Origin of the sequence: Alcanivorax sp. (assembly GCF_002726155.1) — a bacterium.
Lineage (GTDB): Bacteria > Pseudomonadota > Gammaproteobacteria > Pseudomonadales > Alcanivoracaceae > Alcanivorax.
Genome location: NZ_PBSH01000019.1, coordinates 77,129 through 99,337, shown reverse-complemented (window position 1 = coordinate 99,337; position 22,209 = coordinate 77,129). Strand labels below are relative to the sequence as shown.

General features: G+C 58.5%; 22 protein-coding genes. 10 read left to right on the top strand and 12 right to left on the bottom strand.

Annotation, left to right across the window (positions count from 1 at the left end; all coding sequences use genetic code 11):
- Positions 1 to 81 precede the first annotated feature (81 nt).
- Positions 82 to 951, top strand: a complete 870-nt coding sequence (locus CL546_RS06085; RefSeq protein ID WP_290493673.1) for a tetratricopeptide repeat protein — start codon at positions 82 to 84, stop codon at positions 949 to 951.
- Between the two features lie 52 nt (positions 952 to 1,003).
- On the opposite strand, the gene CL546_RS06080 is transcribed toward CL546_RS06085, so the two are convergent.
- Entirely contained in the window at positions 1,004 to 1,195 is a 192-nt protein-coding gene (locus CL546_RS06080; protein WP_290493671.1) for a hypothetical protein, read from the bottom strand.
- 114 nt (positions 1,196 to 1,309) lie between these two features.
- On the opposite strand from CL546_RS06080, the gene CL546_RS06075 reads away from it, so the two are divergent.
- From CL546_RS06075 to CL546_RS06065, 3 genes are all read left to right on the top strand, one after another.
- Positions 1,310 to 1,648: a P-II family nitrogen regulator gene (locus CL546_RS06075; protein WP_063518540.1), complete on the top strand. Its 339-nt coding sequence runs from the start codon at positions 1,310 to 1,312 to the stop codon at positions 1,646 to 1,648.
- A 12-nt stretch (positions 1,649 to 1,660) separates the two neighbouring features.
- A complete protein-coding gene (locus CL546_RS06070; RefSeq protein WP_290493668.1) occupies positions 1,661 to 2,947 on the top strand; it encodes an ammonium transporter in 1,287 nt (428 codons plus the stop codon).
- 225 nt (positions 2,948 to 3,172) lie between these two features.
- Complete coding sequence (locus CL546_RS06065; protein ID WP_007150082.1) at positions 3,173 to 3,559, top strand: SCP2 sterol-binding domain-containing protein; 387 nt, start codon at positions 3,173 to 3,175, stop codon at positions 3,557 to 3,559.
- A 111-nt stretch (positions 3,560 to 3,670) separates the two neighbouring features.
- Here the strand turns inward: CL546_RS06065 and mobA are convergent, their stop codons facing one another.
- Positions 3,671 to 4,216, bottom strand: a complete 546-nt coding sequence (mobA, locus tag CL546_RS06060) for a molybdenum cofactor guanylyltransferase MobA (protein ID WP_290493665.1) — start codon at positions 4,214 to 4,216, stop codon at positions 3,671 to 3,673.
- Between the two features lie 128 nt (positions 4,217 to 4,344).
- Between mobA and CL546_RS06055 the strand changes: the two genes are divergently transcribed.
- From CL546_RS06055 to CL546_RS06035, 5 genes are all read left to right on the top strand, one after another.
- Positions 4,345 to 6,294 carry an ATP-dependent DNA helicase gene (locus tag CL546_RS06055; RefSeq protein WP_290493663.1) on the top strand — a complete coding sequence of 650 codons (1,950 nt, stop codon included), beginning with the start codon at positions 4,345 to 4,347 and terminating at the stop codon, positions 6,292 to 6,294.
- The gene (gene tsaB, locus CL546_RS06050; protein ID WP_290493662.1) at positions 6,291 to 6,965 is read left to right on the top strand and encodes a tRNA (adenosine(37)-N6)-threonylcarbamoyltransferase complex dimerization subunit type 1 TsaB; all 675 of its coding nucleotides are present in this window, start codon (positions 6,291 to 6,293) and stop codon (positions 6,963 to 6,965) included. The genes CL546_RS06055 and tsaB overlap by 4 nt, the downstream gene beginning before the upstream one ends.
- Entirely contained in the window at positions 6,962 to 7,396 is a 435-nt protein-coding gene (locus CL546_RS06045; RefSeq protein ID WP_290493661.1) for an acyl-CoA thioesterase, read from the top strand. The genes tsaB and CL546_RS06045 overlap by 4 nt, the downstream gene beginning before the upstream one ends.
- Positions 7,397 to 7,506: 110 nt before the next feature.
- Positions 7,507 to 8,304, top strand: a complete 798-nt coding sequence (locus CL546_RS06040; RefSeq protein WP_290493659.1) for an undecaprenyl-diphosphate phosphatase — start codon at positions 7,507 to 7,509, stop codon at positions 8,302 to 8,304.
- Positions 8,301 to 9,044, top strand: coding sequence for a class I SAM-dependent methyltransferase (locus tag CL546_RS06035; RefSeq protein ID WP_290493658.1), 744 nt, complete (start codon positions 8,301 to 8,303; stop codon positions 9,042 to 9,044). Before CL546_RS06040 ends, CL546_RS06035 begins: the two co-directional genes overlap by 4 nt.
- A gap of 110 nt (positions 9,045 to 9,154) precedes the next feature.
- Here CL546_RS06035 and plsB read toward each other — a convergent pair whose 3' ends face one another.
- The gene (gene plsB, locus CL546_RS06030) at positions 9,155 to 11,656 is read right to left on the bottom strand and encodes a glycerol-3-phosphate 1-O-acyltransferase PlsB (RefSeq protein WP_290493656.1); all 2,502 of its coding nucleotides are present in this window, start codon (positions 11,654 to 11,656) and stop codon (positions 9,155 to 9,157) included.
- A 193-nt stretch (positions 11,657 to 11,849) separates the two neighbouring features.
- Between plsB and CL546_RS06025 the strand changes: the two genes are divergently transcribed.
- Positions 11,850 to 12,716, top strand: a complete 867-nt coding sequence (locus CL546_RS06025) for a Dyp-type peroxidase (RefSeq protein WP_290493654.1) — start codon at positions 11,850 to 11,852, stop codon at positions 12,714 to 12,716.
- Positions 12,717 to 12,772: 56 nt separating this feature from the next.
- Here the strand turns inward: CL546_RS06025 and ccoM are convergent, their stop codons facing one another.
- From ccoM to dapC, 9 genes are all read right to left on the bottom strand, one after another.
- Complete coding sequence (gene ccoM, locus CL546_RS06020) at positions 12,773 to 12,907, bottom strand: cytochrome c oxidase subunit CcoM (protein WP_290493653.1); 135 nt, start codon at positions 12,905 to 12,907, stop codon at positions 12,773 to 12,775.
- 103 nt (positions 12,908 to 13,010) lie between these two features.
- Positions 13,011 to 14,612, bottom strand: coding sequence for an aldehyde dehydrogenase family protein (locus CL546_RS06015; protein ID WP_290493651.1), 1,602 nt, complete (start codon positions 14,610 to 14,612; stop codon positions 13,011 to 13,013).
- A 133-nt stretch (positions 14,613 to 14,745) separates the two neighbouring features.
- The gene (locus CL546_RS06010; protein WP_290493650.1) at positions 14,746 to 16,842 is read right to left on the bottom strand and encodes an FUSC family protein; all 2,097 of its coding nucleotides are present in this window, start codon (positions 16,840 to 16,842) and stop codon (positions 14,746 to 14,748) included.
- A gap of 10 nt (positions 16,843 to 16,852) precedes the next feature.
- Entirely contained in the window at positions 16,853 to 17,731 is an 879-nt protein-coding gene (locus CL546_RS06005; RefSeq protein WP_290493648.1) for an efflux RND transporter periplasmic adaptor subunit, read from the bottom strand.
- Between the two features lie 27 nt (positions 17,732 to 17,758).
- The gene (locus CL546_RS06000) at positions 17,759 to 17,959 is read right to left on the bottom strand and encodes a DUF1656 domain-containing protein (protein ID WP_290493646.1); all 201 of its coding nucleotides are present in this window, start codon (positions 17,957 to 17,959) and stop codon (positions 17,759 to 17,761) included.
- Between the two features lie 143 nt (positions 17,960 to 18,102).
- Entirely contained in the window at positions 18,103 to 19,236 is a 1,134-nt protein-coding gene (dapE, locus tag CL546_RS05995) for a succinyl-diaminopimelate desuccinylase (protein WP_290493644.1), read from the bottom strand.
- Positions 19,237 to 19,390: 154 nt separating this feature from the next.
- Positions 19,391 to 20,425 carry a 2,3,4,5-tetrahydropyridine-2,6-dicarboxylate N-succinyltransferase gene (gene dapD / locus CL546_RS05990; RefSeq protein WP_290493643.1) on the bottom strand — a complete coding sequence of 345 codons (1,035 nt, stop codon included), beginning with the start codon at positions 20,423 to 20,425 and terminating at the stop codon, positions 19,391 to 19,393.
- A 90-nt stretch (positions 20,426 to 20,515) separates the two neighbouring features.
- On the bottom strand, positions 20,516 to 20,863 hold the full coding sequence (locus CL546_RS05985) for an ArsC family reductase (protein ID WP_290493642.1): 348 nt from the start codon (positions 20,861 to 20,863) through the stop codon (positions 20,516 to 20,518).
- A gap of 162 nt (positions 20,864 to 21,025) precedes the next feature.
- Positions 21,026 to 22,207, bottom strand: a complete 1,182-nt coding sequence (gene dapC, locus CL546_RS05980; protein ID WP_290493641.1) for a succinyldiaminopimelate transaminase — start codon at positions 22,205 to 22,207, stop codon at positions 21,026 to 21,028.
- Between the last annotated feature and the right edge of the window lie 2 nt (positions 22,208 to 22,209).

Genomic DNA, 22,209 nt, shown 5'->3' with positions numbered 1-22,209 from the left:
TTGCACAGGATTTAACCGGATTTAATCTGGATGATGCCTTACACTTGGCGCCACTTTAAATGCGTTTTCAGGAGCATAGCGTTGCAGTCGAACAGCCCTATCATTGAAGCCACCGAGCAGAATATTCAGCAAATTCTTGAGCAATCCCAGCAAATCCCGGTGATCGTGGATTTCTGGGCCAGCTGGTGCCAGCCCTGTTTGCAAATGGCGCCGATCCTGGAGCGGTTGGTCAATGAATACCAGGGCAAGGTTCTGCTGGCGAAAGTGAATGCAGATGAGCAGCAAATGCTGGCCAGTCAGTTTGGTGTGCGCAGCCTGCCCAGCCTGAAACTGGTGTATCAGGGGCAATTGGTCAGTGAACTGGAAGGCGCCCAGACGGAAGGTGCGCTGCGCCAGTGGCTGGCACCGGTGGTCGACCCTGAAGCGGCACAACAACAGCAGGAAGAAGGCTTTATCGAGCAGGTGCGCATGGCCATCGAGGCGGGCCACACGGAACAGGCGGAAGGCGCGCTACGCCAGACTCTGGAACAGAGCCCGGACAAGCATGCCATTCGTGCCTTGCTGGTGGAGTTGCTGTTGGGGGAAGGGCGTCTGGATGATGCCCAGTCGGTGCTGGCGGAAGTGACAGAAGATGCGGAACCGTTACGTCCGTTCCGGGCACGTTTCGCATTACTGGAAAAGCTGGAAGGAACCGGGCAGAGTCTGGCGGAACTGTCTGCCCGTATTGCCGACAAGCCCACCCCGGAAGATCTTTACGCGTACGGCTTGCAGGCCGCCGCAGCGGGCCAGTTTCAAGCGGGGCTTGAGTCGCTGCTGACGCTGCTGCGTGATTATCGCGAATTCCGCGACGGTGTGGCCCGCAGTGCGCTGCTGGAAGTGTTTGAGTGCCTTCCCAAAGGAGATCCTTTAGCCAGTGAATATCGCCGCAAGATGTTCAACTACCTTTACTGAGCCTGCCTCCAACTTCCTTCCCGCGGGCAACGGATATCCCCGTTGCCCGCGTCTATCCTGCCTGCTTTTCCGTGCCGACGGCGATTGCCAGGCCGCTGCTCGCCCGCTGTTTTTTGGTGCGTGATTCGCTTTCCCTCCCGGTGTAAGGCCGGATCTCTGCGCCACTTTGGCGCCAATAGTGTTCATCCGTGGTGCGCCAATAAGGTGCGGTGTTCTTTTGTGGTGCGACGTGAATTTTATTCATCGCTAACTGATTGAAATGGCGTGCACTATTTTGTGGCCTGATTCTTGAATGCCCCTTGTCGGTGCAAACTTCCGGCACGTGTTGTGTTGGTGCATGAGGACGAGGAGATACCGAATGAAAATGCTGACAGCGGTGGTCAAGCCGTTTAAGGCCGAAGAAGTGCGCGATGCACTGGCCCAGATCGGGGTGCAGGGCATGACGATTACCGAGGTAAAGGGGTTTGGGCGCCAGAAAGGGCACACCGAACTGTATCGGGGGGCGGAGTACGTGGTGGATTTTGTTCCCAAGGTGAAGCTGGAGTTGGCGGTCCGTGAAGAGCAGCTGGATCAGGCGATCGAGGCAATCATGAAAGCGGCCGGCACCGGCAAGATTGGTGACGGCAAGATTTTCGTGACGGACCTGGAGCAGGTGATCCGCATCCGTACCGGTGAAACCGGCAGCGAAGCCATTTAAGGAGGCCCGACGATGAAAAAATTGATAGCGGTATTGTTGATGTTGCCTTCGCTGGCGTTGGCCGATGGGCTGGATACCGGTGACAGTGCCTGGATTCTCACCGCCACCGCGCTGGTGCTGTTCATGACGCTGCCGGGCCTGAGCCTGTTTTACGGCGGCCTGGTGCGGGCCAAGAACATTCTGTCCGTGTTGATGCAGTGTTTCGCTATTACCTGCGCGGTGTCGCTGGTGTGGTTGATCTGCGGTTATTCCCTGGCGTTTTCCGATGGCGGCAGCATGAATGCCTGGATCGGTGGCCTGGATCATGTGTTCTTTTCCGGGATTACCCGGGAGACGCTGGAAGGCACCTTGCCGAAAAGTCTGCACGGGCTGTTCCAGATGACGTTTGCCATCATTACGCCGGCCCTGATCGTCGGTGCCTTTGCGGAGCGCATGCGCTTCGGGCCGATGCTGGCGTTTTCCGTGCTCTGGCTACTGGGGGTATATATCCCTGTGTGTCACTGGGTCTGGGGCGGCGGCTGGCTGGCTGACCTGGGGCTGTATGACTTTGCCGGTGGCACTGTGGTGCATATCACTGCCGGTGTGGCTGCGCTGGTGGCCGCCGTGGTGCTGGGCAACCGTAAAGGGTTCCCGACCCAGGGCATGATGCCGCACAACATGACCATGACCGTGACCGGTGCCGGCATGCTGTGGGTGGGCTGGTTCGGTTTCAATGGTGGTTCGGCCCTGGCGGCCAATGGCGATGCAGCCATGGCCATGCTGGTGACGCACATTTCTGCGGCCGCCGGTTCGCTGGCCTGGATGGCCATGGAATGGAAAAAATTCGGCAAGCCATCCGCGCTGGGCATTGCTACGGGTATGGTGGCCGGTCTTGGCACGATTACCCCGGCGTCAGGGTTCGTTGGGCCGGCCGCAGCGTTGGTGATTGGCTTGTCTGCGGGTGTGATCTGCTTCTATGCGGTGATCTTCATCAAGCACAAGCTGAAAATCGATGATTCCCTGGATGTGTTCCCGGTTCACGGGGTGGGCGGTATTCTCGGTACCCTGTTTGCCGGTATTTTTGCCTCCACCGAGTTGGGGCTGTTCTCCGGTTATGGCTTTGCCAAGCCGGAGTACACCATGCTGGACCAGCTGGGCGTCCAGGCGCTGGGTGTGGTGGCCACCTTTGTTTACACCGCGGTGGTGACCTGGGTGCTGCTTAAGCTGGTAAGCCTGTTTGCGCCGTTGCGTGTAGATGGCGACGAAGAGACACAGGGCCTGGATATTGCCCTGCATGAAGAGCGTGGCTACGACCTCTGATCGTCTGTTTGAGTCTGATTTAAGGCGCTCGAAAAGCCCGGCATTTTGCCGGGCTTTTTTGTCCCGTAAGGACTCATCTGCGGCTATTGCCACCCCTTGAGCCTTTCTATAAGGTACGGGTAAGTTTCGAACGCTCGTTTGAATTGGCTAGCAGCAATAAAGCCTGTGCCAGCCCTGTGAAAGGGGGCGTCGAAGTCACATCGATAGGTTTAAGGAGAAACAAGAATGAGCCTGGAATTTCTGTCTGACGAGTGGTTTGCAAAAGTAAAAGAAATCCGCGATGGCGCGGGTAATGTTGAAGCGCCGGCGGCACTGGCTGACCTGGTAATCAACATCACTGTTAATGCTGACGGTGGCGACAAAGAGCTGGCTCTGGTCGGCGGCATGATCGAAGAAGGTCATCACGCTGACGCTCCGACTACCATGATCCTGCCGGCCGACCTGGCCAAGCGCATCTTCATCGAAGGTGACCAGTCTGCAGGCATGCAGGGCTTCATGAGCGGCCAGATCCGCATTGAAGGCGACATGAGCAAGCTGATGGCTCTGCAAACCGCACAGCCTTCTGCTGATCAGGTTGCCCTGATGAAGCAGATCCAGGACGTGACCGCGTAATTCCGCGTTTTCGTTCCATGACAATGCCCGCCTTGTGCGGGCATTGTTGTTTTGGAAGACGTCACACGCAGCATGCCTGCCTGTAGCGTGGAAGGTGGAGGGTAGAGAGTGTTACGCGTCGTGTGTGTGATTCAGATTCTGCAATGGCGTGGCTACGGCCACCGGGTGAACGCATACCTGATCCAGCCAGCCGTGCGCACTGCGCTTGCCCGCATCCAGATACTCACTGAGTGAGTCTCGCCAGGATTCAGTATAGAAGGCCATGCATAGCGGTTGGCGGCGTAGCGGATCGTGGGCAACGCAAATATGCTCCATTGACGCCGCCGCCAACAAATCCTGAACCATGGTCGTGGGCAGGGTCAGCAGGTCACAGGGCAGACACAGGCACAGGCCATGGGCTTCCCCCAGAGCGGCTTCCAACCCGGCCAGTGGCCCGGAAAAACCGTCGCGCCGATCCGCGACCACCTGATCGGCCCAGGCTTGATAGCGGTCAGCATTGCGATTGGCACTGATCACAATGCGGGTGGGGCGGGGGAGTAGATTATCGAGCAGGTGAGCAACCAGCGGCTTGCCATTTACCTCCACCAGTCCCTTGTCGGCACCGCCCATGCGTTGCCCCTGCCCGCCGGCCAGAATGATTAAGGTATAGTCGACCATATTGCCTTCTCGTCTTGCTCTCGCGTTGGGTTCCGGGGGCGAATCGGCTATGCTCTGCGCGCGCGTTGGGCGATGCTGACAGCCTGTTTTTGCCAGCCCCGAGTGCAGACACGTTTCAGGGACATTATGTGACTACCGCCCGTAATCATCTTACCGATTTAGCGCGCTTTGCGCCGCTCCTGCCAGGCTACCAGCCGCGTGAACCGCAGCTGGAAATGGCTGATGCGGTGGAAGACGTGATTGGCAGTGGTGCCACCTTGCTGGTTGAAGCGGAAACCGGCACCGGCAAGACGCTGGCTTATCTGGTGCCTGCACTGCTGTCTGAAGGCCCGACGTTGGTGTCCACCGGCACCAAGAGCTTGCAGGACCAACTGTTCTTCAAAGACCTGCCCCTGGTTAAGAAAGCCCTGAATCTGCCGCGAAAAGTGGCGCTGTTAAAAGGGCGTGCCAACTATCTCTGCCCATACCGGTTGGAATTGCACCAGGAAGACGCCCGTTTTCTCACCCGAGAAACCGTGGGGCAGATGCAGATTGTGGCGCACTGGGCAGGGCGCACCCGCACCGGTGATATCGCCGAGCTGCAACAGATCCCGGAAGATGCGCCAGTATGGCCCTGGGTGACCAGTACCGCGGACAATTGCCTGGGCACTGAGTGTCCCCGTTATAACGAATGCCCGCTGATGAAGGCGCGCAAGGAGGCCCAGGAGGCCGACCTGGTGGTGGTGAATCATCATCTGTTCTTTGCCGATGCCGCGTTGCGTGGCAATGGCGCGGCGTCTGAATTATTGCCCACGGCCAACACGGTGATTTTCGATGAGGCGCATCAACTGCCTGAAATCGCCGCGGCGTTTTTTGCTGACACCCTGAGCACACGGCAGATTCAGGAACTGGGCCGCGACAGCCTGTCGGAAGCCGGGCATACCGCTGCTGATCTGGCGGAGCTGAATCGCCTGGTTGCCGCCGTGGATAAAGGGGGCATGGACTTGCGTTTGAGTCTGGGTGACGGCGAGCGCCGTGAGCCCTGGACGGAAGTGGCCGAAAACAAGGCGGTGGTTGAAGCCGGGGAAGCCTTGCTGCAGGCCTTGCAGGAGCTGGACGCCTTCCTCGGACCGTTGGCCAAGGCGAGCAGAGGTATGGACGCCTGTTCCCGGCGGGCCAGCGAACAGGTGGATTGCCTGGCGGCCTACCTGAAAGGCGGCCAGCCCAACCGGGTGTACTGGTTTGAGACGTTCAAGCGTTCCGTAGTGCTGCACAGCACGCCGTTGTCTGTGGCCGCTCAGTTGCGCGCCCAGCGTGAACGTCATCCCTGTAGCTGGATTCTTACCTCGGCCACCCTGTCGGTGGGGGGGCGGTTTGAACATATCCAGCACCGCTTGGGATTGGATTCTGCTCGCACGCTGCGTCTGGAAAGCCCCTTCGATTTCAAGCGTCAGGCGGTATTCTATGCACCGGAAGGCCTGCCGGCACCGAATGATCGCGAGTACACCGCGCAGCTTACCAATGCCATGGTGCCGGTGATTAATGCGGCTAAAGGTCGCACTTTTTTCCTGTTCACGAGTCACAGAGCACTACGCGAAGCTGCCGCTATTCTGCGCCAGAAGATCGATTACCCTTTGCTGGTGCAGGGCGAGTCCGGGCGGCGTGAATTACTGGACGCGTTCCGGGAGAAGGGCAATGCCGTGTTGTTGGGCACCAGCAGTTTCTGGGAAGGCATTGATGTCCGTGGTGAGGCTCTTAGTTGTGTGATCATTGATAAGCTGCCTTTTGGCTCTCCCGGTGACCCTGTGGCCGCCGCGCGCATTGAGCACATTAACCGTAACGGCGGTAATGCGTTTCGTGATTATCAGCTTCCCCAGGCAGTGCTGGCCTTGCGTCAGGGGGCTGGGCGGCTGATTCGTGATCCGAAAGACACCGGTTTGCTGGTGGTGGCGGATCCGCGGCTGTTAACGCGCAGTTATGGCAAGTTGTTCGTCAACAGTCTGCCCAACATGACCCGCACCCGTAAGCTGGATGTGGTGCAACGGTTTTTTGATTATCTGGCCCGGCAGGGCCTGGAAGCGGAAAAGATGGAATCATGACGCGCATACTCGCACTGGAAACCGCAGGCGAAACCTGCTCGGTGGCGTTGCTGGACGATGGCAATGTGATCGAACGTTTTGAACACGCGCCACGGCGACAGACGGAGCTGGTGTTGCCAATGGTCGAAGGGCTGCTGGCTGATGCCGGGGTCCGGTTGAAGGATCTTGATGGCATTGCCTTCGGTCATGGCCCGGGCGCGTTCACGGGCGTGCGCGTGGCGGCGGCGGTGACTCAGGGCCTGGCATTTTCGGCGGACCTGCCGGTGGTGGGGATTTCCACCCTGGCGGCCTGCGCACTCAGTGCGCAGGCGAGACAGGCGCATTCCCATGTGATTGCCTGTTTCGACGCACGTATGGGCGAGCTGTATCTCGGCGCCTATGAGTGTGAGGACGGCGCGGCCAGTGCCATTCTCAACGATGGCTTGTTTAACCCCGATGCCTTGCCGGATCTGCCGTCGGCGGACTGGATGATTATCGGTTCCGGGCTGGTCTATCAGGACGCGCTGGTGGCGGCCTATGGCGCAAGCCGCTGCATTATTGACGCCCACCCCCATGCGAAAGCGGTGGCCCAGCTGGCATTATCAGCATTCGAACGCGGAGAGGGTGTCAGTGCGGAACAGGCGCAGCCAGTCTATTTGCGAGACCAAGTGATTCAGGGAGCTGTACGATGATCAACTGGGACCTTCCCGATGTGCATGAGCTGACGGTGACCGTACCCGCCGAAGCCATTGATGTGATGGGGCATGTGAACAACACCGAGTACCTGCGCTTCATGGAACAGATTGCCTGGCATCACACCACCGAACTGGGATTGGGCTGGGATCTGTACCAGAAGCTCAACCGGGGCATGGTGGCGCGCCACACGGAAGTGGATTACCTGGCGCCGGCTTTTGAGGGTGAAAACCTGAGAATCGGCACCTGGATTGTTGATAATGATGAGCGGATCAGCATTACCCGTCGCTATCAGATTGTGCGCGAATCTGACGGTCGCACCTTGCTTCGCGGACGTACTCGCTGGGTGTGTGTGGCGCTGGATTCTGGAAAGCCTCGCCGTATGCCTGCGGAATTCTTGCAAGGCTACAAGGTAACCGCTGACGAATAGAAAACGTTACGAGTGATGAGAAGCGAGTTTCGAAAAACCAACCCGGTTTTTATTTTCGCTCCTCGAACCTCGTGACTCGTCACTGACGTTTCATTCAACAAGGACATTCCATGGATTGGTTTCAGGCTCTGGTTCTTGCTCTGATACAAGGGCTCACCGAGTTTCTCCCTATCTCCAGTTCCGCCCATTTGATTCTTCCATCACAGATTCTGGGCTGGCCCGATCAGGGGCTGGCTTTTGATGTGGCGGTGCATCTGGGCACCTTGCTGGCAGTGATGCTGTATTACCGTCGCGACCTGGTGGCCATGGTGGGCGGTGCCGGTGTGGCGGTACAGCAGCGCCGCATGAATGATGATCTTAAACTGGGCCTGCTGGTGGTATTGGCGACCATCCCGGCAGTGGTGTTCGGATTTCTCGGTGATGATTTCATTGAGCATGAGTTACGCTCGGCCCTGGTGATTGCCATCACTACGTTGGTATTCGGGGCGCTGTTATGGGCTTCGGATGCGTTCGGAAAGCGTGAGTTTTCACTGGCTCGTTTGGGTATTGCCGGCGCGATTTTTATTGGTCTGGCCCAGGCGCTGGCACTCATCCCCGGCACCTCGCGCAGCGGCATCACCATTACCGCCGCGTTGGCTCTGGGGTATCGCCGTGAAGATGCGGCCCGCTTTTCCTTTTTGCTCTCCATTCCGGTAATCCTGGGCGCCGGGTTGTTGAAAACCAAAGACCTGATCGAACAGCAGATAGTCGTGGACTGGGGAATGATGGCGCTGGGCGTATTGGTCAGCGCGGTGACGGCCTACCTGACCATTGTGTTCTTCATCCGCCTGCTGGAGCGCATTGGCATGCTGCCGTTTGTGGTCTACCGGTTGGTATTGGGTGTGGCCCTGTTGTTCTGGCTGGCATGACACTGAACGCGTCTCTGGATACCGTGCTGGGGCTGTTGCCCGGTTGCCCTGAAGGGCTGCCCGGCAGGACCGTGGAAGACGAAGCTCGGGCCTGTGCCGACCAGCTGGAACTGGTGCTTGGCTGGCGCCATGAATGTCTGAGCCTGTGGCGACCACAGGGCAAGGAAACGCCGCTTACGGTCAGTTTTTGCGATGGCAAACAGGGTTACCGGCTGACGCCGGAGCGGGTACGTCATGAGCGTTTGATCAAGGCGTTGGGCAAGCCTAAAGAGGACCGTATTCGAGTGCTGGATGCCACGGCGGGTCTGGGTCGCGATGCCGCGCTGATGGCGCAAGCGGGGTTTCAGGTGCTGTTGGCTGAGCGTTCGCCCATTCTGCATGCGATGCTTGCTGACGGCCTGCAACGGGCGCCTGCTGCTTTGGTTGCCAACATGGAGCTGCTCGCCTGTGAGGACAGTCGAACCCGGCAGGGGAGTGATTTACACGCGGTGTACCTGGACCCCATGTTTCCTGCCCGGGAAAAAAGTGCAGCAGTAAAGAAAGATCTACAGTGGTTACAACGTCTCTGTGCTTATCCTGATGCGGATGAAGAGCAGTTATTGTTGGCGTGGGCTCGTGAGCTTGAACCTGCCCGTGTGGTGGTGAAGCGGCCAGTTAAGGCGGGTTATCTGGCCGGGGTTACCCCGTCATTCAGTCAAAAGGGCAAGGCTGTGCGTTTCGATATTTATACCTGCCCCTAGGGAGTTTTTCAGAGGCTCCCTAGCGTTTTCTCTTTTCGTTTTTCCGAGTGATAAGCCACTTCGAGCGCCCGGGACGTACATAGCGCCGGCCAGGATGGCCGGCGCCGGGGTTACGATGCGTCCGGTGATGCGGTGACCAGATTGCCCAGGTTGGTGACTCGAGTGACGCGCTGAATCGCGTCACTGATATCCGGGCTGAGGATGCGATTGGCTTCGTCATCCAGCGCTTCCAGTTTTTCGCCAAACGCCAGTGCGCCGCTGTCATCAGGTGTCACCAGGCCAGTGGAATAAAGCTGGGCGATAAAGTTCTTCAGTACCACCTTGTCGAAGAACTCGGGGGAGTTGAATTCATACAGCAATGAAAGCCGCTGTGCAGTTTGATGAGCCAGCTCACTCAGCTGTTCGGCAGTGAGCATGCCGGAACCGTATTGCACCAGCAGCCGGATGGTCAGGTAGTAACGCTCAAGGGAAGGCATCACTGTTTGACCGAGATGATCGAGCATGTCTGATTCATGGGTGTGAATTGCGGCGCCATGCAGGCAGTCATTTTCACGGCCGATCAGTTGCTCTTGCTGCAGTACGGTGACGATGTTGTTGACGGCAGCCGCCAGCTCTTCATCGTCCTGCCAATGGAGGAAGTATTCGTTACGCAGGAAGGGGTAGAGCAGACGCACCATGCTTTGCAGCACATCCATGCTGATGGAGCGTGCATTCATCACCAACGAGCAGATCAGCCCGGGGAGAATGAACAGGTGCAGGCTGTTGTTGCGCACGTAGGCCATCTGCAGAGCGGTCTTCTCATCGGTGGTCACCACGTCGCCCAGCTTGTGTTCGATCCGGTCGAGGAAGTCGTGTTCCAGGCCGTACTCGATAATGGCATTGGCATCGTCGGTGGCGAGGGCGGCGCTGTCGCTGTAGGGCGCCTGTTTGAGCAGGGAAATATACAGATCCAGCTGCTGACGAAGCTGGGCAATATCCATGGTGTGTTTCGGTGATGCCAGTAATGCCAGGCTGAGCAGGTTAATCGGGTTGGCCACGGCGGCGGCATTGATGGATTCCACCACTTCCTGACCCAGCTCTTCCACCGCATGTTTAAACCAGGGGGGATTGTCCCCAGCCGCCACGGTTTCGTTGCGCCACTTCGGATTGTGTTGATCCAGGTAATCCACCAGTTTGATGGGTTCACCGAAATTCAGGTGCACCTGGCCAAAGTGGCTGCGCAGGACAGCCAGGGACTTCATCAGCCCGCCCACGGATTCTTTCTGTTTTTTCTTGCCATGCAGTTCGCCGATATAGGAACCGGCTTCGATGACTTTTTCGTAGCCCACATAGACGGGCACAAAGGCAATGGGTTTACGTGAATCACGCAGGAAACTGCGTACGGTCATGGCCAGCATGCCGGTACGAGGCTTGAGCATGCGACCACTGCGGCTGCGGCCGCCTTCCACGAAATATTCGATGGAAAAACCGCGCGCTGTAATGGTGTGCAGATATTCGCTGAACACGGCGGCATACAAAGGATTGTCACGGAAGCTGCGACGCATGAAGAAGGCGCCCCCGCGTCGCAGAATGGTACCGACAATGGGCAGGTTCAAATTGATGCCGGCGGCAATGTGCGGCGGCACCAGACCATTGCGGAACATCACGAAAGACAGTAACAGGTAATCGATGTGACTGCGGTGGCAGGGCACGTAGATAATTTCATGATCACCGGCGACCTTGGTCAGGTTGTCCATGTTGTACAGACGAATCCCGCCGTATAAACGGTTCCATACCCAGTTCAGTAGCAACTCCAGAAAACGAATCACCGTATGCGAGTAATCCGCCGCGATTTCCATCACGTAGCTGCGGGCTTTCGCTTCCAGCTTTTCTTCACTGATATCCTGGCGTTTGGCTTCCGCGCGGATGACATCACGCACGGGAATGGAATCCACCACGGTGTTGGTGAGGGTGCGGCGGTGCGACAGATCAGGCCCGATGGCCGCTTCCTGCTGACGGCGGAAGTGTACCCGCAGGATACGCGATGCTTTGCGCACGGCCTGGTCGTCTTTGGGGCACTGGTCAACCAGGGTGCGCAAGGACATGGGACGGCTGAATTGAACGTACAGCTGGCGGCCCTGGGTAATGATGATGAAGAACTTCTTGATAAAGCCGGCCGGGGACCAGTTATCTGAAAACAGGATGCGCCACATGGAGTTTTCTTTCTCCGGGCGGCGGCCCCAGAACACGGACACGGGCACAAGCTGTACATCGGCTTCCGGGTTGGCACGCAGGGCCGCAACCAGCTTCTCCAGCCGGGGAGGAGATACCGCCCGGCGCTGACGGCGGTTACCCAGTTGGCGGCGGTAAAGCTGAAAATAACTGTGATTGAGGTGTGTCTTTCCCAGCGTCAGGCCGCGCAGGGCTGAAGAGAGCCCCAGCTGGCGGGCGGTCTGGTCGGCCACGGCCGCATCGGCAGCAGAGCGGTCGCTGAGTACATAGACCACCGGGGTGTTGGCAGCAAGCTGCAGTTCCTTGGGATCAGAAGGGAGCGCATTGGCGCGGGTGCACAGGCGTAAAAATACGCGTATGAGAAAGAAACCTAGTCGATCCAGGCCAAGCCAAGGTGTCATAGTCGGATACAGTTAACGAATGTGAGCCAAGTGTATCGAAAGCCCTGAGTCCGGAACACCAGCGGATATTTCAATTTGTTTCAAAATTGCTGCGACTGGACGGCAACGAGCGTATGGCAGGGGCCGGCGCTGATTCGACCTGCTATAATTGTGGGAATTATTCCCCGCCATGGACAGAGTGAAGGAGCCTCCGGTGTCGACACCGCAATCCGGTATTTTTGACCGCAGTTATGCCCATCATGTGTTTTTCGAGTTCAGTCTTGGCAGTGGCCACAAGACCGAGTCACTGCGCCAGGCTCTGCGTGATCTGGTTGCGCTGAAGAGTGAGAAGACCCCGGTTTTGCTGGGTTTCGGGCCGGATCTCTGGGCGTGCTTTGATTCCCGCTTCAGTTTCCCCCCCTTTTCTTTGGAGGGGCACATTCCGGCCACCCAGGGAGATTTGTGGGTGTGGGTGCAAGCCCGGGAGGCGGGAGACCTGTTCGATACCACCATGCAGGTACGCCAGGCAGTGGGTGACCTGCTCGCGACCCAGCTTGAGCTAACCGCCTTTGTGTATCACGACATGCGTGATTTGACTGGGTTTGTGGATGGCATCGGCAACCCCACCGGAGAAAAGGCGGAACAGGCGGCCTTTATTGCTGAGCCGCACCCCGGCGCGGGCGGTAGCTGGGTGCTGACCCAGAAATGGATTCACGATCTGGGTAAATTCAACCAGCTACCGGTCAGTGATCAAGAAAACGTGATTGGCCGGACCAAGGAAGATGCGGTGGAGTTCGATGAAGACCGCATGCCCACGGATGCCCACGTGGGACGGGTGGATGTGGATCGCGATGGGGTAGCGCAGAAAATGTGGCGTCGGTCGGTTCCTTACGGTGACAGCGGCCAGCATGGTTTGTACTTCCTGGCGTTTTGTTGCGAACTGGACCGTTATGATTTTCTGCTGCGGCGCATGTATGGCATCGCTGATGATTCGGTCAAGGACCGTTTGTTGGACTTCACTCGCCCGGTGATGGGGTCCTGGTGGTATGCCCCCTCCCAGGACTGGCTGGATGCGCTCTGACTGTTATTGCCGGGGCGGAAATGGGCGCGCCCATTTCCGCCGAACGCTTTTTCCTGTCAGTCTTTTTCATGTTGTGACGAGCCCTCTTCATTACCTGAGTCGAGCCAGATAAACAGGGCAAAGCAGCCCGCGAACAGCAAAATGCCGGCAATAACGGCAATGCCTGCCAATACCACGGAATCCATATACATAAAAAATCCTCCCTTTGCCTGTCGTTCCAGCATGACAGGTACAGGGAGGATGACGCTGATGCAGGTCAAGGTTTTGCCGCTGGCACCAGGCGGCACCAGGGGTTCAGTCGCCGGTTTTCCAGCCGGTGAACATTTTCTTCACCAGGAAGGGCGTGAGTTTCAATGAGGCGCCGAGCCACTGGCCAATGCTGGACGGGAAGACGAATAGCAGGGCGTTTTTGATGCCGTTGTAGGTGGCTTCGTCAAACGGGTACCAAAAGATATTGCGCTTGGACGGCAGAATATCCCAGTTGACCACTTTCGGCTGGGTCATCTCTTCCAGCCCCTCAGGGCCGTGGGTACGGCCAATTCCGGATTCTTTCCAGCCGCCCCACGGAGTTTCGGACAGACCGTGGCTGTAGAGGTGATCATTGATGGTGGTAACACCTGTCTGTAGCTGTGCGGCGATGGCGCGGCCACGTTTGTTGTCTTTGGTCCACACCGAGGAGGTCAGTGCCAGGTTGGAATCGTTGGCTTTACGAATCGCTTCCTCTTCGTTGGCTACACGCTGCACGGCGATCAAGGGCCCGAAGGTTTCGTCGCACATGGTGAGCATGTCGTCGGTGACCTGGGTGAGCAGGGTGGCGGGGAAGAAGAAGCCGTTTTCCACATTGCCCACCGGGCGGGACTGGGCTTCGATGCGGGCACCCTTGGCCAGCGCATCTTCTACGTGCTGTTGCACGGTGCGCAGCTGACCGGCGGTGGTCAGGCTGCCGATATCCACATCGAAACCGTTGCAGCCGATGCCGTGACGCAGCTGACGGGTTTTCTTGGCCAGCAGGTCCACGAACTGGTCGTACACCGCATCCACCACATAGATGCGTTCCACGCCGCCACAACTTTGCCCGGCATTCTGATAGCCGCCCCAGGCGGCGCCGTTGGTGGCACGCTCAAGATCTGCGTCTTCCAGAACCAGCATGGGGTCGTTACCGCCCAGCTCCAGGGAAACCGGTGTCAGGGTTTGCGCGGCTTGGGCCATCAACGTTTTGCCTGCCGGCACGGAGCCGGTGAAAAACAGCTTGTCGATACCGTTATCGAAAAAGCCGGTGGCGACCTTTGAGCCAGAGCCAACGATGTGCTGGAACAGGCCTTCCGGTAATTCACCGGCGGCGATGATTTGCTCGATGGCTCGGCCTACCGCGGGGGTAGCTGCGGCCACTTTTAGCATCACGCCATTGCCGGCCATCAAGGCCATGACAATTTCCCCAAAAGGAATCGAGAGAGGGTAGTTCCAGGGGCTGATGATGCCCACAACACCCAGCGGTACTCGCAACATGTGTGTGCGCTTGTTGAAGAACAGGATGCTGCCAGCTGGGCGGTTACGCTCTTTGAGATAATGCTCGGCGTTTTTTGCATACCATTTACAGGCCAGTGCACAGGGCAGCACTTCGGTGGCCAGGGCGTCGGTGAGGGTTTTGCCGTTGCTTTCGCTGACGGTGCGCGCCAGGTCGTCGGCACGATCGACGATGTAGCTGCGCATCATCTGAATGTGGCGAGCCCGTTCCTTGAAGGACTTGGCCGCCCAGATGGCTTGCGCTTCGCGAGCTTTTGCCAGCATTTGTGGCAAGGCTTCCAGGTTGGTTTCGCTCAGTTCGGCCACGGCGGTGCCGGTGGCGGGGTTTGTGTCTACCACCACGTTGGCGGTCAGTTTCTCTTGTGCGGACATGTGAAGGGGGCTCCATCACGGCGGGCCGCAGTGGGCGGCCAGCGGGCTATTCGGGTATGGAAAAGGGGAACTAGAAAAACATAGAGTAAACACGCTGGCTATGGCCTGTCGACAGGAATTTGGGGCGCTTGGGCTAGCCGGTTTTGGATCCATTCTCGCCAGTGCCATCAAGCTGGGCGGTCCCGGCCAGGCGAGAGGCCATGCGTTCAAAGGTCAGGGCGATGCGTTCCACGGCGCCGGTAATCAGCTCCTGGTTGCGTTGTTCCATGTTGCCAGCCTCGGCCATGGCGGTTTTCAGGCGTTCGGAGTCGGCGCGAAAACGGTCATCGGAATGGCCCCGGGCACAGGCCTGGTAGGCATCCGCCAGGGACTGCTGCCATTGTGCTGCGCTGTCCTGCAGTGCGGGGGACGTATGGGTATTGATACGCCCTTGTACCCATAAGGAAACCTGGCCCAGGTTAAGGCCGGTCAACCCCAGGTCGGTGAAGTGACGCCGTTCTTCGGGCAGGGCCTTGTCACAGATAGTGAGCCAGCGAAGGCGATCCGCCATGCGGGCGTTGAAGCCTTCTTCGTTAATGCGGTGGCGGTGATGGCCAATCATCGCCAGGTCGTCGGCGGTATCGCGAATCAGGCGCCTGCGCAGGCCGGGGCCATTGGGAGGCGTAATCAGGCGGAACATCATGAAGGCGATGAAGATGCCCCCGGTAATGGCCAGGCCGTTGCTGGCCACCCGGGCCACATCGAAATCCATGGCGTTGCCAGGCTGTACAAGGATGATGTACGGGGTGCAGAAACCGAGCCCGTAAGCCAGGGTGGTCGGATTACTGATGGCCAGCAGTGCCACGAACAGGGGCGCGCCGAGAATCAGGATCAGTAACGGAAAGTCACCGTTGCTCAGTGCCAGCAGGGGCAGGGTGAAAAACAGCGCGACGGGTGCCGCGAGTACCGAGGTGATGGTGGCTCGGCGCAGCACTACATCCGGTTCGGGCAGGCGGGCAAAAAGGATGGTGAAGATCACCGGCATGATCATCAACATAATGGCCATGGGGCTGGCTGTGCCAATCCATAACCCGGCGGCGATCATGAATACCAGAGCGCTGCGGATCCCTACCGCGGCGGCAATTTGCAGATCCCGGTAGGGTTTGAGGCCCTGTGGTCGCAGCTGCATTTCCCTGCTGAAGTGCAGGGCCCGGTTGGCTTCCAGTGCGAGAATGATGTCGGCGGTCAGGTTCAGGGCCACCTGGAAAAAGCGCCGTTGCAGCGGGGAGGCGTCGTCGTCTTGTTCGCCGCTGGCAGTGCGTAATTGTTGGCGAAGGGACTGCACTTCTTCCATGGCGTCTTCGGCGGACTGGGTTTCGCGCATGCGTTTGAAAGACTGGCGCAGCGATTCGAGCATGTCTTCCAGTGCTGGGGTCAGCAATTCGCCGTGGTTGCGCATCAAACGGCCGATGACCCGGATACGGGCGATCAAGGACAAGGTCTTGTGGCAGATGACGGTAGCAGCGCGGGCCCGGCCTGGGCCCTGGGCGCCTTCGTACAAGACGGCGCTACTGTCATCGCTGAGCGGGAAGATGCTTTGCAGCAGGGTGTCCACCTGGATGTGGCGCTGGGCGTGGGTGCCTGCGGGGTTGAGCTCCAGCTCCAGGTAGGCAAGGGTTTGGTTGAGGGCGCCACGGGCGTGTTTTTGCAGCAGATGGCTGACACGGGCAGGCCACAGCAGGTTGCTGACCAGTGTTGCACAAACCGCGCCGACAATAATTTCACTGACGCGAGCGTTGGCCACATGAAAAATGCCCACGCTGGAGGTGGTGGTCGGATTGGCGATGGAAATCACCACAATCAGGGTGGCGGTAATGCCGGCCATGGCAAAACCATAAATGAAATTGGCTTGCCGCACCCAGGCAGAGGCGGCTGCATTGAGTCCGATCCAGAGCGTCAGTGCCAGTAGGGCCATGAAGGGATAGGGCAGCAAGGTGGCGAGGATCAGCAACCCCATGGCGCCGCCCACCAGGGTGCCGCCAATCTGGCACAGGCCTTTTTCAATCACCAGGCCGGTTTCCGGCCGGACCTGTAAGAACACGGCAGAAATAAGCGCCCAATAGGGGCGTTCAAGTTGCATGAGCATGGACAGGTAGAGTGCCAGGCCCATGGCAATAATGCCCTTGAGCGCAAAGAGCACGGAGTGGCGTTCCGGGGTGAGGATGACGGTCAGGCGGGGCGGTAAAGTCATGGCAGGCCAATCATGGCGTGGCAGGCGCGTCGTGCAGACGTACGGTGGCGGTCATGCCAGCGGCCAGCAAGATGTCGTCCGGGATCGATTCCAGTTCGATGTGCACGGGAATGCGTTGAGCCAGCCGCACCCAGTTAAAGGTCTGCTGCACTTGCGGGAGCAGCTGGCGGTCGGTCTGGGTGTTGGCATTGGCGATAGCTTGCCCAACGCTGGTCACTTTTCCCTGCAGGGTGCGCGAACCATTCATCAGAATCACGGAGGCGTCCTGGCCCACGTGCACCAGCGGTAATTTGGTTTCCTCGAAATAACCGGTGACATAGAAACTGCCGGCTTTGACCATGGAAACCACCGGGCTGCCCTGATTCACAAAGTTGCCCTGTTGCAGGGTCAGGTTGACGATGGTGCCGTCTGCCGGTGCATGAATGCGGGTGCGTTCAAGATTGATGTTGGCACTGTCCAGTTCGGCCTTGGCCAGGGCAACATTGGCTTTTGCCAGTTGGGCCTGAATGCCGGCACTGTCCAGGGCTTCTTTGCTGATGCTGTTGTTGCTGCTGCGGTGCAGATCCTGGCGGCGCTGGTACTGATGTTGGGCCAGACGCAGGGCTTCCTGCTGGTAGAGCAGCTGGGCTTCGGCTTTGGCAAGCGCGGCCTGGTAGCGGGTGTCATCGATGCGAAACAGCGGGTCGCCCTGGCTGACGCTCTGGTTGTCTTCAATGTTGAGTTCGTGAACCCAGCCAGACACGTCCGGCGACAGAGTGATGATTTCTGCCCGCACTTTACCGTCCCGGGTCCAGGGGGCATAGAGGTAGTAATTCCACACCCAGTTGCCGGCGATCAGGGCGAGAATAACCAGAACGACGGTGACCAGTATTCGAAACGATTGTCGCATGGCGCGTCCTTGTGTCACTGAGTAGGGTTAGCTCAACAGTCGCAGAGAGAGGGCGACGAAACAGACGAACAGGGAAAGGTAGAACCAGGCGCCTTTCCATACCTGGCGATGCCAGCCCAGCTGTCGAAGCAACAGGTAAGTCATCAGGGTAAGCGTCAGTGCCAGCAATACCAGTAATACCATGGGGCTGAACAGCATGCCGCCCACGGGGATTTCATGCAGCCACATGGTGCCTCCCGATCCGTGATAACACTTTTATAGTAGGGGCAGTTTGCCTGAATTTATAGCCGGGCGCTGCGCCTGCTTGCTATGGCCGCGTTGATTTTCGGCGGCGATACCAGGCAGGCGCGTAGTGTCATGGCAGGCAGGTGTTACGTGGTGGTCATCAGGTGCTGGAGTAGCCGTTGGTATATTTGTGTCAGGGTATCCAGTTCACTGATGCTGGTGTGCTCGTCCACCTTGTGGATAGTGGCATTGGTGGGGCCCAGTTCGACTACCTGGGTGCCGGTAGGGGCGATAAAACGGCCATCGCTGGTGCCGCCGGCGGTGGACAGTTCGGTATCCTGCTTGGTGACATCACGAATCGCGTTGACGGCGGCGTCTACCAGCGCGCCGCGATCTGTCAGGAACGGTTGGCCGGAGAGGGTCCATTGCAGGTCATACTCCAGGCCGTGCTTGTCGAGAATAGCCTCGGCCCGCTCACGCAGAATGGCGTCGGTGAGCTCAGTAGAAAAGCGGAAATTAAAAATGATTTCGCAGGTGCCGGGGATCACATTGGTGGCGCCGGTGCCGCCGTTAATGTTGGAAATCTGGAAACTGGTGGCGGGGAAGAAGTCGTTCCCTTGGTCCCACTCGGTCGATGCCAGTTCCGCCAGTGCGGGTGCCACATCATGAACCGGGTTACGGGCCAGATGCGGGTAGGCCACATGCCCCTGAATCCCCTTTACTGTGAGTCGGGCACCCAATGAGCCACGGCGGCCGTTTTTGATCACGTCACCCACGGTGTTCGTGGAGGACGGTTCGCCCACCAGGCAGTAATCCATGTGTTCCTGACGGGCTTGCAGGTGCTCTACTACCTTGACGGTGCCGTTAACGGAGGGGCCTTCTTCATCGGCGGTAATCAGAAAGGCCAGGCTACCGTTATGGTCCGGGTGGGCGGCGATAAAGTCTTCCATGGCCACCATCATGGCGGCGATGGAACCTTTCATGTCGGCAGTCCCGCGTCCGTACAGCAGGTCGCCTTCCTCGGTGGGGGTGAACGGATCGTATTTCCAAGCGGCGACGTCGCCGGTGGGCACCACATCCGTATGGCCGGCAAAGGCGAACAGCGGCCCTTGCGTGCCGCGGCGTGCCCACAGGTTACGGACTTCCTCGAACCACAATGTTTCGCACTCGAACCCCATGGCTTCGAGTTTTTCGATCATCCAGTCCTGACAGCCTTCATCTTCCGGAGTGACGGAAGCGCGGCGGATGAGTTCCTTGGTGTAGTCGAGAGTGCGGGACATGGGTATTCCAGTATCGGTGATTCGAAGCCGCTGTAGGAGCACCTCTCGAGGAGCGAACCGGTTTGGGAGAACCCCGGTGGCTGGTTCGCACCTCGAGAGGTGCTCCTACAGAGATTATGCGGACACGCCGGCGTGAAGCGTGCCGCGTGTTGCGTTAGTTATGCTTATGCAGCTCTTCGTTCAGGGCAATGGCGCTCTTGTTGGTGAGGCACTGCACGGCACCGCTGAGGGTGTCACGACGGAACAGCAGGTCGGACTGGCCAGCCAGATCGCGGGCCTTGACCGTGTTAACAATCTCGCCCTTGTCGTCCAGCAGTTGCACCTTGGAGCCGGAAGTGATGTACAGGCCCGCTTCGATGGTGCAGCGGTCCCCTAGCGGGATGCCGGTGCCGGCATTGGCGCCCAGCAGGCAGCCTTCGCCCAGGGAGATGATGATATTCCCGCCGCCGGACAGGGTGCCCATGGTAGAGGCGCCACCGCCGATATCGGAGCCTTTACCCACGAAAACGCCGGCGGAAATTCGCCCTTCGATCATGCCCGGGCCTTCAGTGCCTGCGTTAAAGTTGATAAAGCCTTCGTGCATGATAGTGGTGCCTTCGCCCACATAGGCGCCCAGACGAACCCGGGAGGTATCGGCGATGCGGACACCGGCAGGGACCACGTAGTCGGTCATCTTGGGGAACTTGTCCACGCTGTTCACTTCCAGCACCTTGCCGTTCAGGCGGGCCAGCAGTTGACGCTCGGGCAGTTCTTCCAGGTCCACGGCACCTTCGTTGGACCAGGCCACGTTGGGCAGCAACGGGAACATGCCGGACAGGTTAACGCCATGGGGCTTCACCAGGCGGTGCGAGATCAGATGCAGCTTGAGATAGGCTTCCGGAGTGGTAGCGGGCTCGGCGTCCGTTTCCAGAACGGTCAGTACCACCGGACGGTCGGATTCCTGAAACGCTACGGCATAGCTGGCTTCGTGCTCAAAACCGGCTTCGCGCCATTCGCGGGCAATGTGCTGAACCTGGCGGTGGGTGAGTTGCATCGCCGCGTTGCCACCCTGGTAATCCAGCTCGTCGCGAATCACCTCGATCAGCTTGTCGTCCGGGTTAATGGCTGGATCGGGGTAGAACACTTCAAGCCAGTTGTCGTTACGGTTCTTGGTGCCGCAACCCAGTGCGATGGCGAAAAAATTACTCATGATGTCTCCTGACGTCGAGCTGGGGCCCTGATGCAGGAGGCCGGACGCGGGTTTGGGGCGCGTCGGGCATCCGGCGTTGGGCGTCCGGTGTTATTTCAATGTGTCTTCCCACTCGTCGGCCTTGAAGCCGGCGAGAATGAAATCGTCGCTTTGCAAAATCGGTCGTTTGACGACAGAGGGGTTTTCCATGGCCAGAGTGATGGACTTTTCTGTGTTCATGGATTCCTTGACTGCATCGTCCAGTTTACGCCAAGTGGTGCCGCGTTTGTTGATCACGGTTTCCCAACCCAGGGCTTCCAGCCACTGGCGTAAGCGTTGCTCGGGTACACCTTCTTTCTTGTAATCGTGAAAGTGGTAGGCCACGCCATTATCATCCAGCCATTTCATGGCTTTCTTCATGGTATCGCAGTTCTTGATACCGAAGACGGTCAGTTCCATGTTTAGTCCTTTTTAAACCTTTTGCGCAGGCGCGTTTGCTTCAGTTGCGAGTAACGAGTTTCGAGTTGCGAAAAACCTGGAACATCGAGGTTTGATTTTCGAAACTCGCTTCTCGTAACTTGATAACCCTTTCTTGAAGACCAACGTGGTCCTGCGGTGATGCTATAGCGTATCCAGCAGTACCTTGATCCGCTGTGCACCTTCAATACATTCCTCCAGCGGGGCCACCAGCGCCATGCGTACCCGGTTTTCCCCCGGGTTCTTGCCATTGATGGTGCGTGACAGGTAGCGGCCTGGGAGCACAGTGACGTTGTGTTCGGCCTGTAACCGTTGGGCGAATTCTTCGTCACTAATGGGCGTTTTAGGCCACAAATAGAAGCCTGCTGCCGGGGCGGATACCTTAAGGGGGCCGCCGAGAATGTCCAGCACCGCATCGAATTTTTCCCGATACAGTGCCCGGTTGGTTTGCACGTGGGTTTCGTCGTTCCAGGCAGCGATACTGGCCAGCTGGTGATGAATGGGCATGGCGCAGCCATGATAGGTGCGGTAACGCAGAAACCGTTGCAGTACTTCGCTGTCACCGGCGGCAAAACCCGAGCGCAGGCCGGGCAGATTGGAGCGCTTGGACAGGGAGTGGAAGACCACGCAGCGGCGGTAGTCGTGACGGCCCATCTCGGCGCAGGCTTCCAGCAGCCCGGCAGGAGGCGCGTCGCGATAGATTTCCGAGTAGCACTCGTCTGAAGCGATGACAAAATCGTACTTGTCTGCCAGCTGGATCAGGGCCTTGAGTTGGGCCTTGCTGAGTGTGGCGCCGGTGGGGTTGCCCGGGGTGCAGATAAACAGCAGCTGGGTGCGGGTCCAGGTATCTTCGCTGACCGCATCGAAGTCTGGCTGCAAGCCGGTGGCATCGGTGCAAGGAAGGTACATGGGCTCGCCACCGGCCAGCAACGCAGCCCCTTCGTAAATCTGGTAGAAGGGATTGGGCATCAGCACCAGAGGCTGGCGCTGGCGATCCACCACGGCCTGGGTAAAGGAAAACAGCGCTTCGCGGGTGCCGTTCACCGGCAAAACCTGGCTGGCCGGGTCAATGCTTTGCAGGTGAAAGCGGCGCTTGAGCCACTGGCCGATGGCCTCACTCAATTCCGGGATCCCGGCGGTGGTGGGGTAGTTGGATAGCCGCGCGGTGGAGTCCTTTAATACCTGCTGCACGAAATCCGGCGACGGGTGTTTGGGCTCGCCGATGGACAGGGCAATGGGCGACTTGTCCGATTGGGGCAAGCCGCTGAACAGGGTCTTCAATTTTTCAAACGGGTAGGGGTGCAACCGTTCCAGATCTGGGTTCATAG

Coding starts and splice junctions, on each gene's coding strand:
- CL546_RS06080 (WP_290493671.1), bottom strand. CDS start 1,195: ATGAATAAAATTCACGTCGCACCACAAAAGAACACCGCACCTTATTGG.
- CL546_RS06075 (WP_063518540.1), top strand. CDS start 1,310: ATGAAAATGCTGACAGCGGTGGTCAAGCCGTTTAAGGCCGAAGAAGTG.
- CL546_RS06070 (WP_290493668.1), top strand. CDS start 1,661: ATGAAAAAATTGATAGCGGTATTGTTGATGTTGCCTTCGCTGGCGTTG.
- CL546_RS06065 (WP_007150082.1), top strand. CDS start 3,173: ATGAGCCTGGAATTTCTGTCTGACGAGTGGTTTGCAAAAGTAAAAGAA.
- mobA (WP_290493665.1), bottom strand. CDS start 4,216: ATGGTCGACTATACCTTAATCATTCTGGCCGGCGGGCAGGGGCAACGC.
- tsaB (WP_290493662.1), top strand. CDS start 6,291: ATGACGCGCATACTCGCACTGGAAACCGCAGGCGAAACCTGCTCGGTG.
- CL546_RS06045 (WP_290493661.1), top strand. CDS start 6,962: ATGATCAACTGGGACCTTCCCGATGTGCATGAGCTGACGGTGACCGTA.
- CL546_RS06040 (WP_290493659.1), top strand. CDS start 7,507: ATGGATTGGTTTCAGGCTCTGGTTCTTGCTCTGATACAAGGGCTCACC.
- CL546_RS06035 (WP_290493658.1), top strand. CDS start 8,301: ATGACACTGAACGCGTCTCTGGATACCGTGCTGGGGCTGTTGCCCGGT.
- plsB (WP_290493656.1), bottom strand. CDS start 11,656: ATGACACCTTGGCTTGGCCTGGATCGACTAGGTTTCTTTCTCATACGC.
- ccoM (WP_290493653.1), bottom strand. CDS start 12,907: ATGTATATGGATTCCGTGGTATTGGCAGGCATTGCCGTTATTGCCGGC.
- CL546_RS06015 (WP_290493651.1), bottom strand. CDS start 14,612: ATGTCCGCACAAGAGAAACTGACCGCCAACGTGGTGGTAGACACAAAC.
- CL546_RS06010 (WP_290493650.1), bottom strand. CDS start 16,842: ATGACTTTACCGCCCCGCCTGACCGTCATCCTCACCCCGGAACGCCAC.
- CL546_RS06005 (WP_290493648.1), bottom strand. CDS start 17,731: ATGCGACAATCGTTTCGAATACTGGTCACCGTCGTTCTGGTTATTCTC.
- CL546_RS06000 (WP_290493646.1), bottom strand. CDS start 17,959: ATGTGGCTGCATGAAATCCCCGTGGGCGGCATGCTGTTCAGCCCCATG.
- dapE (WP_290493644.1), bottom strand. CDS start 19,236: ATGTCCCGCACTCTCGACTACACCAAGGAACTCATCCGCCGCGCTTCC.
- dapD (WP_290493643.1), bottom strand. CDS start 20,425: ATGAGTAATTTTTTCGCCATCGCACTGGGTTGCGGCACCAAGAACCGT.
- CL546_RS05985 (WP_290493642.1), bottom strand. CDS start 20,863: ATGGAACTGACCGTCTTCGGTATCAAGAACTGCGATACCATGAAGAAA.
- dapC (WP_290493641.1), bottom strand. CDS start 22,207: ATGAACCCAGATCTGGAACGGTTGCACCCCTACCCGTTTGAAAAATTG.